This is a genomic window from Bradyrhizobium sp. UFLA05-153 (assembly GCF_054185185.1).
In genome coordinates this window covers 14,517-29,629 of record NZ_JBBIAM010000080.1, presented here as the reverse complement: position 1 = coordinate 29,629, position 15,113 = coordinate 14,517, and the positions used below count along the sequence as shown (strand labels likewise).

The following is a 15,113-nucleotide window of genomic DNA, read 5'->3' as shown; positions in this document are numbered from 1 at the left end:
GGTCCGACTGATTAACGAAGCGTTAATTGGCTGGAACAGTCACGCTCCCGTGCTCGCATGCTGAATCGCCATTTCTCCATCTATCTCGCGGCCTACATCCTGCCGGCGGCCGTCGGCTTTTTCGCGATCACGACCTACACGCGGCTCCTGAGCCCGGCGGAATATGGCGTCTACGTCGTAGGCCTCAGCATCGCCAGCATCCTGGGCGCGATCTTCTTCGCCTGGATCAAGCTGTCGGTCTCGCGCTACCAGGCGATGTCGCCGGAGGTGGATTTTCGCGGCACGGCGATGGTTGCCTTCGCGCTGACCGTCTCCGCTCTCTGCGCCACGGCGCCGCTGACGTTCCTCTTCCATCGCGACGTCAGCTTCGAGTTGCTGCTCGCCAGCGTGTTCGTTGCCATCACCGCGAATGCGGTCGATGTCGGTCAGGAATTCGAGCGCGCCAAATTGCGCCCGTACAGGTTCGCGGCAATTGCGATCGTGCGCAGCCTGGCGAGCGTCGGCTTCGGGCTGCTCGCGATCTATTTGGGTTGGGGCGGGCTGGGTCTGCTCGCGGCGTTCGGGCTCGGCTCGCTGACCGGCATCGTTCTCAATCTCGCGGGCGACCAGACCAGGATCGCGCCCTGGCAGAAGAGCCAGCTCACGCAACTCGCCCGCTACGGCTTGCCGCTGACCATCGGCGGCCTCTCGGTCGCGCTCTATTCGACCAGCGACCGGCTGATCGTCGCCTATCTTCTCGGCAAGGATGCCGCCGGAATTTTCGGCGTTGCCGCCGATCTGCCGCGGCAGTTTCTGGTGATGCTGGCCTCGAGCGTCGCTGCGGCCACCGTGCCCATCGTGTTCCGGACGTTGAGCCAGGAGGGCCATGCCGCGACCCGTGAACGACTCAACGAAAGCCTCGAGCTCCTGCTCGTCGTGATCATGCCGGTCGCGATCTGGCTCGCGCTCGCTGCGGACCAGGTCGCCGGAACGCTCGTCGGCGTCGACTTCCGCGCCGGCGTGTCGGCGCTGCTGCCGATGCTGGTCGTCGCGCGGGTGCTCGGCATCGCCAATCAGTTCTATGTCCAGATCAGCTTCCAGCTCGCCGAGCGGCCCTTCATCCTTGCCGCGCAGTCGTTCCTCACGCTGGTGCTGAGCATCGCGCTGATGTTCGCGCTGATTTCGGGCTTCGGGCTGTATGGCGCAGCGCTGGCAACGTTCGCGACCGAAGCCATCGGCTTCGTGGCCGCGGTCGTCCTGATGCGCCGCGCCTATGTGCTGCCGTTCGATCCGGGCCGGCTCGCGGGCGTAGGCGCCTCGGCCGCGATCATGGCGGCGGCGATCCTCGTGGCCCGCTCCCAGGTCAACGGCACCGGCCTGTTGTCGCTGATCGTGGTAAGCTTGGCCGGCGGCGTTGCTTATGCCGGCGCAGCCTGGCTGCTCAATGTCGCGAACGCCAGAACGCTGACGCTGCGGCTGTTGCGAAACTTCAACCGGAAGGCTCTCGGCGTCTAGCCGATACGACTAGCCGCGACCGACGAGATGCGCCGCGGAGCGCCAGGCATGATGCGACAGCACCTGGAGGCTGCGGACCGTTTCGACGCGAACGAGTGCGGTGTCGGTGGTGAGCGTTGCATTGGCGACTGCGCCGAGTGTCGCGCTGCGGTGGCGGCGCAGCACTTCGCCAAGTTCCGTCGTGCAACGCTCGAGCTCGGCGATGGCTTCGTCGGTCTGGATCGCGCGCGGACCGGCCATGGCGTCGACGCCATGCGGGACTGGCACGACCGGCTGCGATGGTGCGGCCACGCCGCGGGCGAGCGCAGCTGCGCTTCGCATCACTTCGGCGCAGAGTTCTCCTGCACGGACGTCCTCCGGTCCATCCCTCACTGAAGCGAAATTGATTCCGCCATTCGCCACGTCCGTCAGCCGAGACGCATGGTCGAGTGCGTGCAGTGTGCTGGTCAGACTCCGTTGCTCGTCCTCGGTGTCAGGCGGTCCGGCCACCTCCGACAAAAATATCTGTGCCTGTCGCAGGGCGTCGGCGGCGTCCTGCAGCGATACGGCGGCTCTCCCGAGACGGACTGGTGCAGCTCGGCCAGCCAGTGCCGCCTCGACCCAGGCGCAGACCGTTACGAGCACGCGCGCGATCGTTCGGCGTACCGCTTCGACGGCCACGATTGGGGTCACGAGCGCCGAGGGATCGAGACACCGCGTGAGCGGCGAGCCGCGCTCGGGCAGGATACGCTCGACCAGACGTGTGAACTGGTTGATCAGCGGCAGCAGGACCACCACGCCGACGACATTGTACGCGGTGTGATATCCGGCCAGCAGCGTGACGCCATCGATGCTGTTCGAGGCGCGCACGAGCAGTGGGATGGTGACAGGAAAGAGCACGAGCGCGATGACGGCGGCGATCAGCTTGAAAAGAACATAGGCAATGGCCAGCCGCTTGGCGGTGATGCTCGCGCCAATCGCGGCGAGGGCGGAGCTCGTCGCCGTTCCGATATTCTGGCCGATGATCAGCGCACAAGCCTGGTCCAGCCCGATCGCACCGGCGAAGTGACCGGACAAGGTCACCGCGACGGCGGCCGTTGACGACTGCATCAGGGCGGTCATCACCAGTCCGATCACGACGAGCACCAGCACGCCGAGCAGGCCCGACCACCACCGCCCGTCGGGACCCGCGAGAACGGCAGGAAGGTCCGCCGGGTGCAATCGTTCGGCGAGCCCGCCCATGCCCTGCTGCAAGGTCGTCAGCCCGAAAAGCACGAGCCCGAATCCGGCGAGCGCTGCGCCTGCGCCGGATATTCGCCCGCGCGCCAGAAGCTTGGTCAACGCGCCAGCGAAGATCATCGGCAGTGCCGCGGCGGTAAGCGAGACACGGACGCCAATGAGCGCGACCAGCCAGCCGGTGCCCGTGGTGCCGATATTGGCGCCGAACACCAATCCCAAGCCTTGCTGGAACGTCAGCAGGCCCGCGCTGACGAGGCCGATCGTCGTCATCGTCGTTGCACTCGACGACTGCACCAGGAGCGTGACGACGGCGCCCCAGAAGGAGCCGTGAAGCGGCGTCGCAGCGGCCTTGCCGAGCACGGTGCGCAGGGCGGAGCCGGCCAGCGCCTTCAGGCCTTCCGTCATCACGGTCATGCCGAGCAAGAAAAGACCGACGCCGCCGAGTACCGAGATTGCCGTGGACATGCGGGCTCCCGAAGTGAACGACGATCAGCCAGCCCCCTCTGACTGTAGCGCAGTTGCCGAAGTGAAGGCAGTTGACGACACAGCGTGGGAACTACGCGGCATTGAACGTTCAGTAAAACAGTTTGCTAAACAACTTCGCTTGGCTTCGATCGCGTTGGCGTCGCGGTGATTGGCGCGGTCTGCGTTCAATGGCGAGAAGCAAATTCACCGAAATCACGGCGCTTGTGCTGCTTTGCAGCAGGCTTCCGGCGAATGCGGCCGCGGACGAGCTTTTTTCCGGGCGCGCCAGAAACCAGCTTGACGGCTTCGAGAATTTAGTAATAGGTTTAGTACTATAAAAAAATAAACATCGCGCATCGAGCTGATGTGTGGGAGGAGCCCAACCCGTCCGGACCCGTTTCCGGGCGCGGTCCGTCTCGTTCTCCATCATCTCATCGCTCATCAACTCGGTTTCAGGGTCTTGGCGTTGCTCCGGAAAAGGCGCGCGCCGGGCGGGTTCGGTGGTTCAACGATAGAGAGGAAACGGACATGCGAAGACTCAAATGGCTAGGTGGTGCAGTGACGTCTGCGGTCCTCGGGGCCGCCGCGCTGGTGGCCGCGGGCGGCGGTGAAGCCGCGGCGGAAGAGAAGCAGCTCACGCTGTGCTGGGCGGCATGGGATCCGGCCAACGCCCTGGTCGAACTCGGCAAGGACTTCACCAAGCAATCCGGCATCGAGATGAAATACGAGTTCGTCCCCTGGACGAGCTATGCCGATCGCTTCCTGAACGAGCTCAACTCGCACGGCAAGCTCTGCGACCTGATCATCGGCGACAGCCAGTGGATCGGCGGTGCCGCCGAGAACAAGTGGTACGTCAAGCTCAACGACTTCTTCGACAAGGAGAAGATCTCGATGGACGATTTCGTCCAGGCGACCGTCGTCGGCTATTCGCAGTGGCCGAAGAACTCGCCGAACTACTGGGCACTGCCGGCGATGGCCGATGCGGTGGGCTGGACCTATCGCAAGGACTGGTTCTCGCGTCCCGACATTCAGTCGGCCTTCAAGGCCAAGTATGGCCGCGATCTCGCGCCGCCCAAGACCTTTGACGAGCTGAAGGAGATCGCCGCGTTCTTCCAGGGCCGCGAGATCGACGGCAAGAAGGTCTACGGAGCCTTCATCTTCACCGAGCGCGGCTCCGAAGGCATCACGATGGGCGTGACCAACGCGCTCTACAATTACGGCTTCAACTATGAGAACCCAAAGAAGCCGTACCAGATGCAGGGCTTCGTCAATTCGGCGGATGCCGCCAAGGGACTCGAGTTCTACAAGGAGCTCTACAAGTGCTGCACCGCGCCGGGCCTGACCAACGCCTACATGCAGGAAGGTCTCGACGCCTTCAAGTCCGGCCAGGTGGCGATGCAGATGAACTGGTTCGCCTTCTTCCCCGGGCTCTACAAGGACCCGAACGTCGGCGGCGACAAGATCGGCTTCTTCGTCAATCCGGCCGGTCCGAACGGACACTTCACCCAGCTCGGTGGGCAGGGCATCTCGGTCGTCGCGACATCTGACCACAAGGAAGATGCGCTCGCCTACATCAAGTGGTTCGCGCAGCCGACCGTGCAGCAGAAGTGGTGGCAGCTCGGCGGCTACTCGGCGCTGAAGGCCGTCGTCAACGCGCCTGACTTCCCCGCGAGCGCGCCGTTTGCTCCGCAGTTCCTGGAGTCGATGGCGATCGTAAAGGACTTCTGGGCCGAGCCGTCCTACGCCCAGCTGCTCCTCGACATGCAGAAGCGCGTGCATGACTACGTCGTCGCCGACAAGGGAACGGCGCAGCAGGCGCTCGATCTCCTGGTGAAGGACTGGACCAAGGTCTTCAAGGAGCAGGGCAAGCAGGTCGCCTCGCAATAAACGAGACTGCCCGCATCGACCTCACTGGTTTCCCCGGGGACGTGTCCCCGGGGAGGCCGAACCAGCCAGCCGATGGACAAGATGACGACCATTTTGCAACCCGAACATGTTACGATCCCCGGCGTGAGCGAGCCCGCCAAATCTCGTGCCACGCGGCGCGTCCGCGGCCTGTCGGACCGGGCCATCGCCTGGCTGTTCGTCGCGCCGACGATCGCGCTTCTGCTCGCGATCAACATCTTTCCGCTGGTCTGGATGATCAGACTCTCCTTCACGAGCCTCAACCTCAGCATGTCCTATCTGCCGCTGCGGTTCGTCGGGCTGGACAATTTCACCGACATCTTAACCGACGAGGATGTCTGGATCAGGCTCCAGACCACGGCGCAATTCGTGATCTCGTCGGTGGCGTTGCAGGTGGTCATCGGATTTGGGCTCGCGCTGCTCATCAACCGCCAGTTTCGCGGTCACAGCTTCTGGACCACGATGATCTTGCTGCCGATGATGCTGTCGCCTGCGGTCGTCGGCAACTTCTGGACCCTGCTGTTCCAGCCGCAGATCGGACCGTTCAATTACCTGATCAGCCTGTTCACCGGCGTGCCGCCGAGCTCGTTCAGCATGACCGGCGAGGTCGCGCTGGCACCGTGGACGATCGTCCTCGTCGATACCTGGATGTGGGCGCCTTACGTCATGCTGATCTGCCTCGCCGGGCTGCGCTCCATTCCCGACTACATCTATGAGGCTGCCGAAGTCGATCGTGCCTCGGCCTGGCGCCAGTTCTGGTCGATCACGCTGCCGATGACGGTGCCGTTCCTGATGCTCGCCGTCCTGTTCCGTGCGATCGAGAACTTCAAGATGTTCGACATGGTCAACCTCCTGACCTCCGGCGGACCGGGATCGACCACCGAGCTGGTCTCGATCACGCTGAAGCGCGCGGCATTCGAGAAATGGCGCACCGGCTATTCCTCCGCGCTCGCCATCATCCTGTTCGTGACCGTGTTCGGTGCAGCCAACATCTACGTCAAGGTGCTCAACAAGGTGAAGCAACGATGACCGCCGCTATCGCCAAATCCACCGCTCACTCCATCGTCGAATCCTCGCCGCGCACAAGGGCGGTGGCCGGAAGCCTGGTCATCCTCTATGCAGTGATCACGATCCTGCCGCTCGTCTGGATCGTCGCCACGGCGTTCAAGTCGCAGAGCGATGCGATTGCCTATCCGCCCAAGGTGCTGTTCCAGCCGACGCTGGAGGGCTATGTGAACCTGTTTACGGTGCGCACGCGGCAGACGCCGGACTTCATCGCAAAGCTTCCGCCACCGGAGACCTGGTACGACAAGCTCGTGCGCCAGCACGACATGGTGATCGCCGGTCCCTCGAAGGTCGTGCCGCGCTTCGTCAATTCGCTCATCATCGGCTTCGGCTCGACCTTCCTCGCCGTCTTCCTCGGCACGCTCGCGGCCTATGCATTCTCGCGGTTTCGCATTCCGCTTGCCGACGACCTCCTGTTCTTCATCCTGTCGACGCGCATGATGCCGCCCGTTGCGGTCGCAATCCCGATCTATCTGATGTACCGCCAGCTCAACCTGACCGACACCAGGCTCGGAATGATCCTGCTCTACACGGCGGTCAATGTCTCGCTCGCGGTCTGGCTGCTCAAGGGGTTCATCGACGAGATTCCGCGCGAATACGAGGAGGCTGCCCTGGTCGACGGCTACACGCGACTGCAGGCGCTGCGAAAGGTGGTGCTGCCGCAGGCGGTGACGGGCATCGCGGCAACAGCGATCTTCTGCCTGATCTTCTCCTGGAACGAATATGCCTTCGCGGTTCTCCTCACCAGCGGCGAAGCGCAGACCATGCCGCCCTTCATCCCCTTCATCATCGGCGAAGGCGGACAGGACTGGCCGGCAGTTGCTGCCGCGACCACGCTGTTCGTCGTCCCGATCGTCCTGTTCACCGTTCTGTTGCGCAAGCATCTGTTGCGCGGCATCACCTTCGGAGCTGTACGCAAATGAGCGGTTCTGCGATTGCCAATGGTGGCGTGACGCGCTGGTTCCGGCGCGGGCCCTGGGAGACCGGAGCGACGATCCTGATCGGCGTCGGCATCGTGATGCTGGTGCAGCCGTTCTCGCTCGATCTCTACAGCTATTCGTTCGTGACGATCCTGGCCGGCACGCTCGGCTACGTCATCGTGAGCCATTTTCCGGAATAGGACGGCAGACATGGCACAGATCCGCGTCGAAAACCTGCGCAAGTCGTTCGATCAGTTCACCGCCGTCGAAGGCTCGAACTTCACCATCGATGACGGCAACTTCTTTGCGATGCTCGGCCCCTCCGGCTGCGGTAAGACGACGACGCTGCGCATGATCGCCGGCCTCGAGCTGCCGACCGAGGGCAAGATCCTGCTCGATGGCGAGGACGTGACTTTCGAGCGGGCATCCGCCCGCGACATCGCCTTCGTGTTCCAGCTCTTCGCGCTCTATCCGCACATGAACGTCGCAGGAAACATCGGCTTTCCCCTGAAGTGCCAGGGCATGGGCCGCCGCGAAATTCGCCAGCGCGTCGAGGAAACTGCGCGGCTGCTGCGGATCGAGCATCTGTTGTCGAGCAAGACGTCAAAGCTGTCGGGCGGTGACCGCCAGCGCGTGGCCCTCGGCCGGGCGATGGTGCGGCGGCCGAAGGCCTTCCTGATGGACGAGCCGCTCGGAGCCCTCGATGCCGAGTTTCGCCATCTGATGTGCGGCGAGCTCCGTGATCTCCACGATCGCATCGGCGCGACCACGATCTACGTGACGCACGACCAGCTCGAGGCGATGTCGATGGCGGACCAGATCGCAGTAATGAATAGGGGACGCGTCGAGCAGATCAGCTCGCCGCAGGAGATCTATGATCGGCCCGCGAGCATGTTCGTTGCCGACTTTATCGGCTCACCGTCGATGAACTTCCTGCGCTTTGAGGGCGGCCTGCATTGCGGCGACCGCGCGGTCAGTTTCCATGACACCGACATTGCCGTGCCGGAGATACGCGAGGACCGTGCCAGCGCCCCGCTGGTGCTCGGCGTGCGCCCGGAACATATCCGTTTCACCGATGCTGCGCCGGTTCGCGGCGAGGTGTTCGGCGCGGAATATCTCGGCACCAACCAGATCGTCACTGTCGACACCGCGCATGGGCGCGTTGCGGCTCGGCTGCCGTCCGCCACGCCGGTGCGGATCGGCGAGACGGTCGGTCTCGAATTCCACTCCGAACGGCTGGCGCTGTTCGATGCCGGCAGCGGCCTTGCGATCCGCACCGCGAACGGGGGAGGCGCTCGCCATGGCTGACGTCATTCTGCGTAACATCAGCAAGCGTTTTGGTGCTGTCGAGGCCGTGCGCGAATTGTCGCTTGCGGTCAACGACGGCGAGTTTCTCGTCCTGCTCGGCCCGAGCGGCGCCGGCAAGACCACGACGCTGCGGCTGATCACCGGGCTCGAGCAACCCGATTCGGGCTCGGTCATGATCAACGGCCGCGACGTCACGCTCGATCCTCCGGGGTCGCGCGACATCGCGTTCGTCTTCCAGCAATATTCGCTCTATCCGCATCTGTCGGTTTACGACAATCTGGCGTTTCCGCTGCGCTCGCCGGCGCGGCGCGTTCCGGAACCGGTCATCCGCCAGCGCGTCGAACAGACCGCGGAGCTCCTGCATATCGCCAGCAAGCTGAACAATCGCGCCACCCGCCTGTCCGGCGGCGAGATGCAGCGGGTCGCCATCGGACGCGCCCTGGTGCGGGATCCGTCGATCTACCTGATGGACGAGCCGCTGTCGTCGCTGGATGCGAAGCTGCGCGCCGAGCTTCGCCTCGAGCTCAAGCGGATCCAGGTCGAGCTCGGTGCAACCATACTCTATGTGACGCACGATCAGGTGGAAGCCATGACCATGGCCACGCGCATCGGCGTGATCAAGGACGGCCAGCTTCTCCAGCTCGGCACACCGCGGGAGATCTACGAGAGCCCGTCCAGTACGTACGTCGCGTCACGGCTCGGCACGCCCCAGATCAACCTTCTTCCGGCTCGCCTTGCTTCGGAGATAGTCCTTCCACCCGGGACTGAGACCATCGGCATCCGCACCGAGCATCTGCAGATCGCCGCGCGCAATGGGGGGCGATTGATCGGCCGCGTGCATCGGGTCGAGCACCTGGGTGAGCAGAATCACGTACACCTGGACTACAAGGGCCAGACGCTGGTGACGCTTGCGGACCCGCGCCAGCCGCTCCAGGTCGGTCAGGAGGTTGAATTGCACCTGAAGCATCCGCTTTACTTCGACGGCGTCGGGCAACGCATCAACGCCATGGTTCACTGAGGATAATTCAATGTCGCTGCAACCCGAGACATTCAAGTCGCTGCTCAAGGTGGCCGCCGAACAGGTCATCGCCAGCGCGCCGGAGCTCACGACGCTGGATCAGGCGATCGGCGACGGCGATCACGGCACGAACATGAAGCGCGGTTTCGAGGCCGTGCTCGGCAAGCTCGATGCGATCTCCGCGCAGCCGTTCGACGAGGCGCTGAAGACCATCGGCAAGACGCTGGTGATGACCGTCGGCGGTGCCTCGGGGCCGCTCTACGGCAGCTTCTTTCTTGCCGCGGGTGAAGCGCTGTCGCATGACAAGCATCTGCCGGACGATCTCGCGGAAGTTTTTGCGAGCGGGGTCGACGCGGTGAGCAAACGCGGCCGCTCCCACGCCGGCGAGAAGACCATGCTCGACGTGCTCGTTCCCGTCCTGGAGGCCTTGAAGACCGATGCCGGGCGACCCGACATCGTCGAGCGCATTCGCACCACGGCCGCCGAAGCCGCCGAGCGGACTGCGCCGATGCAGGCGACCAAGGGACGCGCGTCGTTCCTCGGGCCTCGCAGCGTTGGACATGTCGATCCCGGTGCACGGTCGAGCTGCGTCCTTCTGCAAGCGGTGTGCGCGAGCCTGGAGGGGCGGCCGTGAACGACACCGTGAGCATCGTGATCGTCTCGCATTCCAAGGACATCGCCAAAGGCACCGCCGACATGGTGCGGCAGATGGTCGGCAGCGAGGTCAAGGTCGCCTTCTGCGGCGGCAACCCCGAGGGCGGACTGGGGACCAGCGTCGCCCTGATCGTCGATGCCATCAATGACGCCTGGTCGCCGAAGGGTGTTGCGATTCTCGTCGATCTCGGCGGCGCCGAGACCAACAGCGAAATGGCGGTCGAAATGCTGGACCCCGAGCGGCGTGATCTTGTTGTCGTCTGCAACGCACCGATCGTCGAAGGCGCCGTGATGGCGGCGACTGAAGCCGCGGGCGGCAGCTCGCTGGCCGAGGTGCGGGCCGTGGCCGAGGAACTCTCTGCCGACTGACAACAGTTCGGCGAAGCGAAGATGGAATATGACGATGCTGGAAACCTCAAATGTGAACGGACAGATCTTCACGGGCAACGTGCAGCTGGTGCACGCGGTCGGCATGCATGCGCGTCCGGCGGTCAAGCTGACCAAGCTCGCCAAGAAGTTCGAGGCGCAGATATCGGTCCGCGTTGCCGGCGCGGCCGAGTGGATCAATGCCAAGAGCGTGGCCAAGATCATGGCGATGCGCGCCGCCCACGGCAGCATCATCGAGATCAAGGCGCTGGGCAGTGATGCGGAAGCTGCCGTCGCCGCGCTGATCGATCTGATCGCGACCGATTTTCCGGATGGGACCGCTTAACATGCGAGACAGCGCTTCACGACTGGCCTACCGCGGCAGAACCGCCTCGATCGGTTTTGCCCAGGGCCCGTTCGTCCGGGTCGACGCGGGCGCGAACGGCGAACGGGTCGCCGGCACCCTGGTCGATGAAGCGCTTGCGCTGCGAAGTGCGATCGATACCGCGAGCCGGCAGATCGCCGAGCTCGCCGCAATCGCCGGCGGCGAAGCCGCGCAAATCCTGGAATTCCAGGTCGCGCTGCTGGAGGACGAGGATCTGGTCAGCGCGATCCTCGCGGCGATCGGCGAAGGCGAACCCGCGGACGCCGCCTGGCGCGCGGTGCTCGACGAGCAGATCGCGGACTATAATTCGGCGCCGGACGAATATCTGAAGGCGCGCAGCTCGGATCTTGCCGACCTTCGCGATCGTGTGTTGAACATCTTGCGCGGCGGCGAAGGCCATGCGTTGAGAATTCCGAGCGGTGCGGTCGTCTGCGCCGACGATCTGCCGCCTTCGCGCTTCCTCGAGATCGACTGGTCCGATGGCGGTGGCCTGGCGCTGCTGCGCGGCAGTCCGACGAGCCACGTTGCGATGCTGGCGCGCGCCCGCGGCATACCGATGGTGGTGCAACTCGGCGCGGTCCCGGCAGGCAGCACGGCGCTGCTCGACGGCGAGGGCGCAACGCTCGAGCTCGATCCCAGCATCGAGCAGATCGGCCTGTTCGAGAAGCGGCGGGAGATCCACCGCAAGAGCAGGGCTTCTGCGCGAGCCATCCTGCGGCGGCCGGCGGCGTCCTGGCGCGGCGATCGGATCAAGCTCCTCATCAACATCCAGCGCGTCGAGGACCTCGACTATCCGGATGCGCAATATGCCGACGGCGTCGGCCTGATGCGCACCGAGTTTCTGCTTTCGGAGCGCGGCCTGCCCGACGAGGAGACGCAGTTTCAGGTCTACGACCAGGTCTTGCGCTGGGCCGAGCGGCGTCTGGTGACGATCCGCACCTTTGATGCGGGCGGCGACAAGCCGGTGCCGGGCTTCACGCCGGATGGCGAGGCAAACCCCTTCCTCGGCGTACGCGGCCTTCGTCTTTGTCTGGCTCGGCCCGAGATCTTTGCGGTCCAGCTCCGCGCTCTGGCGCGCGCGGCGGTGCGCGGAAATCTCAAGGTCATGTTCCCGATGGTCACCTCGGCCCACGAGGTCGAGGCGGCTCGAAAGCTGTTTGCCGACATCGTGCAGGACTTGCAGGCGAAAGGCACTGCCGCGATGCTTCCCGACCTCGGAATCATGGTCGAGGTGCCCGCGGCGGCGCTTTCGATCGCCAGCTTCAAGAGCGCCTTCTTCTCGATCGGCTCGAACGACCTTGCGCAATACGTCCTTGCCTGCGACCGCTCGAATGGAGCTCTCGCACCCCTGGTGGATCCCTTGCATCCCGCTGTTCTCGAACTGATCACGCGGACCGCGGAGCACGGCCGGCGCGCCGGAATTCCCGTGAGCCTGTGCGGCGACATGGCGAGCGATCCGCGCTGCATTCCTGCGCTGCTCGATTGCGGGCTGCGCGAGCTCTCGGTGAATGTTTCGGCGCTTGCGCAGATCAAGCAAACGATCGATCGTCTGGGCAGCGGAGGTGGGACTTGACTGACGCCGTTGTCGATGAACCGGCGGAAGCCGGTGCCGTTGCCGTCTACAAGCGCATTTTCAAGGAGGTGCTGGACAAGCGCCCCTCGGGGATGCGGCTGCGGCTCGCCCATGCCATGGGAAAGAACCGGAGCTTCGTCAGCCAGATCTCCAACCCGGCCTATCCGGTGCCGATCCCGGTGCAGCATCTCAACACGATCTTCGACGTCTGCCACTTTCCTCCGCAGGCGAAGGCAGCCTTTCTGCGCGCCTATGCGCGCGCCCATCCGCGCAGGATCAGCCGGCTGACCGAGGGACCGCACGAGCGGACCTTGACGCTGCATCTGCCCGATCTCGGCAGCGGCAAGCGGAATGCTCAGCTCGACGCGCTGCTCCAGGAGTTCGCGCGCCGACTGATTGCCATCATGCAGGAAAAAGAATGAGGCATAAGTGATGGGGAGGGTCGCATGAAGAAGTTCATCAATTCCGTCGACGACGTCCTGGCCGAGAGCCTGGACGGGTTTGCCGCGGCGCATGCCGATCTCGTGACGCTGGGATCCGAACGCAAATTCGTGCGCCGCCGTGAGCTCAACCCGAAAAAGGTGGCGCTGGTCTCGGGCGGCGGCAGCGGGCACGAGCCGCTGCATGCCGGCTTCGTCGGCTATGGCATGCTCGACGCCGCCTGTCCGGGGCAGGTCTTCACGTCGCCGACGCCGGACCAGATCGTCGAGGCTGCCCAGGCTGTCGCGGGTGACGCCGGCGTGCTGTTCATCGTGAAGAATTATGCCGGCGACCGCATGAATTTCGAGATGGCGGCGGAGATCGCCGAAGGCCGGATTGCTACCATCGTGACGGATGATGACGTCGCGGTTGAGAACTCTACCCACAGCATCGGCCGCCGTGGCGTCGCCGGGACGCTGATCGTCGAGAAGATCGTTGGCGCGGCCGCTGAGAAGGGCCTTGATCTCGCCGGCTGCGTTGCGCTCGGCGAGCGCGTCAATGCGAAAACGCGCTCGATGGGCGTGGCGCTGACGAGCTGCACCGTCCCGGCCGCGGGCGGGCCGACTTTCGCGCTCGCCGAGGACGAGATGGAGATGGGCGTCGGCATTCACGGCGAGCCCGGGCGCCGCCGCGTCAAGTTGGAGCGGGCCGACGCCATCGCCTTCGAGATGACGACGGCCATCGCGGAGGATCTCGACGCACGGGAGGGGGCCGAGGCGCTCCTGCTCGTCAACGGCTTCGGCGGCACACCCACGATCGAGCTCTATCTGATGTACCAGGCGGCGCGAAAGCTTCTCGAGAAGCGCGGCCTGCGCATCACCCGCTCGCTGGTCGGCAGCTACGTCACCTCGCTCGACATGGCCGGCTGTTCGCTCACGTTGAGCCTGCTCGATGCCGAGACGACGGCGCTGTGGGACCACCCGGTCCGCACCGCAGCCCTCAAATGGTGAGCCTCGCCTGATATGGACCACTGAGCGATCCTGAACTCCGCCGCGATGGAATGCCGGCCCCGCTAGCGGGCTGTCCATCGCGCCGGTTTGCTCCCTGAAACTGGCCGTGCCATCAGGCACGGCATTTTTTTGCGAAACGCTCGCGACTCAATTTTCCGTGTTTTTTTAGATTTTTGTTGGGAGCTCGATCGGACTGCCTGCGCGGCCGGTTGCGTCTACCGAACTGGAACCCATGTACCAGGATCCATGTTAGTTTGCCGGTCGCGCTGGCATTCCCAAGGATGCGATGAACGGCGACCTGCCTTTGGCTCGCGTCAGGCCGGCTATTGGCAACTCAGCGTCACGCTACGGTGGTACGAGCCCATGAAACGAACGGATCGCGCCAATGCAACTGAAGCTGTCGATCCCCGCTTCACGGATTTGGACGCTTGGTCGGGGACCGCGGCATTGGAAGCGATGTGGGAAGGCCAGCTCGCGGCCGTCGCGGCCGTCGGCCAGTGTCTTCCCGCGCTCGCCGCGGCGACGGCCGCCGCGGCGGACGCGCTCGGGGATGACGGGCGCCTGGTCTATGTCGGCGCAGGAACGTCGGGCAGGGTGGCCATCCAGGACGGCGCCGAACTGACGCCTACCTTCGCGTGGCCTCAACAGCGGGTTCACTTCATCATCGCCGGCGGAGAGAGCGCGTTTGTCACCAGCGTCGAAGGCGCGGAAGACGACGTCGATGACGCAATCGCCCAGATCGATGCCGCAAGGCTGTCGTCACACGACGTTGTCATCGCGGTTGCGGCGAGCGGCACGACCCCGTTCACCGTAACCGCATTGCGCCAGGCCGGCCGATACCAGGCCGTGACCGTCGGCATCGCCAATAATCGCCAGGCCCCGCTGCTTGAAGCCGCGAAATATCCGGTCCTCGTCGAGACCGGGCCCGAGCTCATCGCCGGTTCGACGCGGATGAAGGCCGGCACGGCCCAGAAGATCGTCCTCAACCTGATGTCGACCGGCATCATGCTGCGTCTTGGTCGCGTCTACCGCGGCATGATGGTCAACATGCTGCCCACGAACGCGAAGCTGAAGCGCCGTGCCGAGGCGATGGTCGCCCACATCACAGGTTGCAGCGAAGCGCAAGCTGCCTCTGCCCTGGAAGAGACCGGCGGCGACATCAAGCTGGCCGCGCTCGTCGTGCTCGGATACGACAAGACGGAAGCGGCGAACCTTCTCGCCGGCCACAAGGGCAATCTTCGTCGCGTGTTTGATGATCTGGGGTGAGGGCGCGGCAGGCGGCATACTCACCGCAGCAGCCCCGAAGTCCGCC

General features: G+C 64.5%; 15 protein-coding genes. 14 read left to right on the top strand and 1 reads right to left on the bottom strand.

The annotated features are described in order from the left end of the window. The first annotated feature begins 57 nt into the window (after positions 1-57). Complete coding sequence (locus Q2941_RS34575) at positions 58-1,494, top strand: lipopolysaccharide biosynthesis protein (protein ID WP_458195230.1); 1,437 nt, start codon at positions 58-60, stop codon at positions 1,492-1,494. A gap of 9 nt (positions 1,495-1,503) precedes the next feature. On the opposite strand, the gene Q2941_RS34570 is transcribed toward Q2941_RS34575, so the two are convergent. Beyond that, the gene (locus tag Q2941_RS34570; RefSeq protein ID WP_027526239.1) at positions 1,504-3,177 is read right to left on the bottom strand and encodes a Na/Pi cotransporter family protein; all 1,674 of its coding nucleotides are present in this window, start codon (positions 3,175-3,177) and stop codon (positions 1,504-1,506) included. A 528-nt stretch (positions 3,178-3,705) separates the two neighbouring features. Between Q2941_RS34570 and Q2941_RS34565 the strand changes: the two genes are divergently transcribed. The 13 genes from Q2941_RS34565 to Q2941_RS34505 all read left to right on the top strand — a co-directional run bounded on the left by Q2941_RS34565 (position 3,706) and on the right by Q2941_RS34505 (position 15,067). Further along, positions 3,706-5,064, top strand: coding sequence for an ABC transporter substrate-binding protein (locus tag Q2941_RS34565; RefSeq protein ID WP_458195229.1), 1,359 nt, complete (start codon positions 3,706-3,708; stop codon positions 5,062-5,064). Positions 5,065-5,136: 72 nt separating this feature from the next. Beyond that, positions 5,137-6,111 carry a carbohydrate ABC transporter permease gene (locus Q2941_RS34560; protein WP_458195228.1) on the top strand — a complete coding sequence of 325 codons (975 nt, stop codon included), beginning with the start codon at positions 5,137-5,139 and terminating at the stop codon, positions 6,109-6,111. Beyond that, complete coding sequence (locus tag Q2941_RS34555; protein WP_254108215.1) at positions 6,108-7,070, top strand: carbohydrate ABC transporter permease; 963 nt, start codon at positions 6,108-6,110, stop codon at positions 7,068-7,070. The genes Q2941_RS34560 and Q2941_RS34555 overlap by 4 nt, the downstream gene beginning before the upstream one ends. Then, complete coding sequence (locus Q2941_RS34550) at positions 7,067-7,267, top strand: hypothetical protein (protein WP_458195227.1); 201 nt, start codon at positions 7,067-7,069, stop codon at positions 7,265-7,267. The genes Q2941_RS34555 and Q2941_RS34550 overlap by 4 nt, the downstream gene beginning before the upstream one ends. Before the next feature lie 10 nt (positions 7,268-7,277). Next, positions 7,278-8,375, top strand: coding sequence for an ABC transporter ATP-binding protein (locus Q2941_RS34545; protein ID WP_458195226.1), 1,098 nt, complete (start codon positions 7,278-7,280; stop codon positions 8,373-8,375). Then, positions 8,368-9,393, top strand: a complete 1,026-nt coding sequence (locus tag Q2941_RS34540; protein WP_027526245.1) for an ABC transporter ATP-binding protein — start codon at positions 8,368-8,370, stop codon at positions 9,391-9,393. Before Q2941_RS34545 ends, Q2941_RS34540 begins: the two co-directional genes overlap by 8 nt. Before the next feature lie 10 nt (positions 9,394-9,403). Beyond that, the gene (dhaL, locus tag Q2941_RS34535; RefSeq protein ID WP_027526246.1) at positions 9,404-10,027 is read left to right on the top strand and encodes a dihydroxyacetone kinase subunit DhaL; all 624 of its coding nucleotides are present in this window, start codon (positions 9,404-9,406) and stop codon (positions 10,025-10,027) included. Then, positions 10,024-10,416: a dihydroxyacetone kinase phosphoryl donor subunit DhaM gene (gene dhaM / locus Q2941_RS34530; RefSeq protein WP_027526247.1), complete on the top strand. Its 393-nt coding sequence runs from the start codon at positions 10,024-10,026 to the stop codon at positions 10,414-10,416. The genes dhaL and dhaM overlap by 4 nt, the downstream gene beginning before the upstream one ends. A 34-nt stretch (positions 10,417-10,450) precedes the next feature. Then, positions 10,451-10,759 carry an HPr family phosphocarrier protein gene (locus Q2941_RS34525; protein ID WP_063621770.1) on the top strand — a complete coding sequence of 103 codons (309 nt, stop codon included), beginning with the start codon at positions 10,451-10,453 and terminating at the stop codon, positions 10,757-10,759. Position 10,760: 1 nt separating this feature from the next. Further along, the gene (gene ptsP, locus Q2941_RS34520) at positions 10,761-12,371 is read left to right on the top strand and encodes a phosphoenolpyruvate--protein phosphotransferase (protein WP_458195225.1); all 1,611 of its coding nucleotides are present in this window, start codon (positions 10,761-10,763) and stop codon (positions 12,369-12,371) included. Continuing rightward, positions 12,368-12,793, top strand: coding sequence for a hypothetical protein (locus Q2941_RS34515; RefSeq protein WP_027526250.1), 426 nt, complete (start codon positions 12,368-12,370; stop codon positions 12,791-12,793). Before ptsP ends, Q2941_RS34515 begins: the two co-directional genes overlap by 4 nt. Positions 12,794-12,817: 24 nt before the next feature. Next, entirely contained in the window at positions 12,818-13,801 is a 984-nt protein-coding gene (dhaK, locus tag Q2941_RS34510) for a dihydroxyacetone kinase subunit DhaK (protein ID WP_027526251.1), read from the top strand. Positions 13,802-14,164: 363 nt separating this feature from the next. Continuing rightward, a complete protein-coding gene (locus Q2941_RS34505; protein WP_458195224.1) occupies positions 14,165-15,067 on the top strand; it encodes an N-acetylmuramic acid 6-phosphate etherase in 903 nt (300 codons plus the stop codon). Positions 15,068-15,113 lie beyond the last annotated feature (46 nt).

Bases quoted from the DNA above. Each gene is read 5' to 3' on its own strand.
- ptsP (WP_458195225.1), top strand. From the start codon at position 10,761: ATGCGAGACAGCGCTTCACGACTGGCCTACCGCGGCAGAACCGCCTCG.
- Q2941_RS34550 (WP_458195227.1), top strand. From the start codon at position 7,067: ATGAGCGGTTCTGCGATTGCCAATGGTGGCGTGACGCGCTGGTTCCGG.
- Q2941_RS34560 (WP_458195228.1), top strand. From the start codon at position 5,137: ATGGACAAGATGACGACCATTTTGCAACCCGAACATGTTACGATCCCC.
- Q2941_RS34525 (WP_063621770.1), top strand. From the start codon at position 10,451: ATGCTGGAAACCTCAAATGTGAACGGACAGATCTTCACGGGCAACGTG.
- Q2941_RS34555 (WP_254108215.1), top strand. From the start codon at position 6,108: ATGACCGCCGCTATCGCCAAATCCACCGCTCACTCCATCGTCGAATCC.
- Q2941_RS34565 (WP_458195229.1), top strand. From the start codon at position 3,706: ATGCGAAGACTCAAATGGCTAGGTGGTGCAGTGACGTCTGCGGTCCTC.
- Q2941_RS34540 (WP_027526245.1), top strand. From the start codon at position 8,368: ATGGCTGACGTCATTCTGCGTAACATCAGCAAGCGTTTTGGTGCTGTC.
- Q2941_RS34575 (WP_458195230.1), top strand. From the start codon at position 58: ATGCTGAATCGCCATTTCTCCATCTATCTCGCGGCCTACATCCTGCCG.
- Q2941_RS34505 (WP_458195224.1), top strand. From the start codon at position 14,165: ATGAAACGAACGGATCGCGCCAATGCAACTGAAGCTGTCGATCCCCGC.
- Q2941_RS34545 (WP_458195226.1), top strand. From the start codon at position 7,278: ATGGCACAGATCCGCGTCGAAAACCTGCGCAAGTCGTTCGATCAGTTC.
- Q2941_RS34570 (WP_027526239.1), bottom strand. From the start codon at position 3,177: ATGTCCACGGCAATCTCGGTACTCGGCGGCGTCGGTCTTTTCTTGCTC.
- dhaK (WP_027526251.1), top strand. From the start codon at position 12,818: ATGAAGAAGTTCATCAATTCCGTCGACGACGTCCTGGCCGAGAGCCTG.
- dhaL (WP_027526246.1), top strand. From the start codon at position 9,404: ATGTCGCTGCAACCCGAGACATTCAAGTCGCTGCTCAAGGTGGCCGCC.